Below are 1507 nucleotides of genomic sequence, written 5' to 3'. Positions count from 1 at the left end.
GAGGCGGGCAACTCGTACATGCCCGCCGGCAGCGACGGCAGTGGAGCAAGTGACAAACCACCACGACTGGCAGAGACGGTTGCCGCGCGGGTGACACACCTACAGCACGTCAGCTGTTGCGCCGGATCTTCAGCGCGGTGGTGATCATCGGGATCTGCAGCGGCAGGCGCGCCAGGGCGATGATGCGCATGGGCCACGGCTTGCCCCACCACAATCGGCACATGTTGACGTTGGCGGGGAAGACGCCGATGAACAACGCGACGGCGGCCAGCGCGGCGAGTCGGCGGGTGGCCCGTGGCACCAGCAGGGCCCCGGTCGCAATCTCGGCGACTCCGGACGCGTAGGTGTAGAAGCGTGGGGTGCCGGGAAGCTCGGCGGGCACGATCTGGTCGAACGGCTTGGGCGCCACAAAGTGGACGGTCCCGATGCCGATCAGCATCGCCGCGACGCGGTAAGCGGTGCTTTGGGCGTCACGCCGGGCGAGGGGTGTGATGGTCATTGACCCCATTGTGCTCGCGTGACCTCGGTGATGATGCCGGCGCCCTCGTGACCGCCGAGCACCGGATAACTCGGGTTGGGGAAGTCGCCCCTCATCAGATGGTGGTCGGAGTGGCACAACCCGGCGGTCTCCAGCTGAACCGTCACCTCGCTGTGCCGGGGCCCGCCGATCTCGATCTCCTCGACCGACCATGGCTCGTTCAGTTCCCAGACCAGCGCACCTTGGGTCTTCAACGGCATTGTCTCCGTATTTACCCGAACCGCTTAATTGTTAGCGCCGTCACAGGAGTCCGGCCTCTTGAACTTAGACCATTACTATTGCCTATACAGTATTTGATACGATTTGCGGCGTCTGACCGCCCACAACAACGAGGTTGGAAACATGGGAACACCCGTCATTGTCGGAGCCGTCCGGACCGCGATCGGCCGTTCGTTCAAGGGGACGCTGGTCAACACGCCGCCCGAAACCCTGATCACCGCGGTGCTTCCCGAGGTGGTCCGCAGGTCTGGCGTCGACCCCGCACACATCGACGACATCATCTTCGCCGAATCACATTACGGTGGTGGCGATTTGGCGCGTTATGCGGCGACCGCGACGGGGCTTGAGCACGTTCCTGGACAGTCGGTGAACCGGCACTGCGCGGGCAGCCTCACGGCCATCGGCAACGCCGCCGCGCAGATCGGCTCGGGCATGGAGCGCGTGCTCATCGCGGGCGGCGTGCAGTCGTTGTCGATGACGCCACTGACCAACTGGCGGATTCCGGGCCCCGAGCTGAAGTTCGAGGAGCGCTGGATGCCGCCGACGCACGTGGAGACGCCGGATGCGCCGGCCAAGGACATGTCGATCACCGTGGGCTGGAACACCGCGCAGGCGGTCGGCATCACCCGGGAGGAGATGGACGCCTGGGCGGCGCGCTCGCATCAGCGCGCCGTCGCGGCCCAGGACGCCGCCAAGTTCGCCGAGGAGATCCTGCCGCTGAAGATCACCCAGTTCGATGGCTCGGTCACC

Annotated in this window: 1 protein-coding gene and 2 pseudogenes; 1 reads left to right on the top strand and 2 read right to left on the bottom strand. The window is 65.6% G+C overall.

Going from position 1 to position 1507, the window contains the following annotated elements; genetic code table 11:
* Window positions 1-109: 109 nt before the first annotated feature.
* Together A5652_RS17280 and A5652_RS17275 are read right to left on the bottom strand one after the other, a co-directional pair.
* The gene (locus tag A5652_RS17280; protein ID WP_067353899.1) at window positions 110-499 is read right to left on the bottom strand and encodes a hypothetical protein; all 390 of its coding nucleotides are present in this window, start codon (window positions 497-499) and stop codon (window positions 110-112) included.
* 20 nt (window positions 500-519) lie between these two features.
* Window positions 520-732 (bottom strand): annotated as a pseudogene (locus A5652_RS17275) (alcohol dehydrogenase catalytic domain-containing protein); the annotation flags it as partial.
* Window positions 733-880: 148 nt separating this feature from the next.
* Here A5652_RS17275 and A5652_RS17270 point away from each other — a divergent pair.
* Window positions 881-1507, top strand: a pseudogene (locus tag A5652_RS17270) (acetyl-CoA C-acyltransferase); the annotation flags it as partial.

Source organism: Mycobacterium sp. 1165178.9 (assembly GCF_001673555.1).
Lineage (GTDB): Bacteria > Actinomycetota > Actinomycetes > Mycobacteriales > Mycobacteriaceae > Mycobacterium.
The sequence above is the reverse complement of the archived record's forward strand: the minus strand, read 5'-3'. Positions and strand labels throughout refer to the sequence as shown.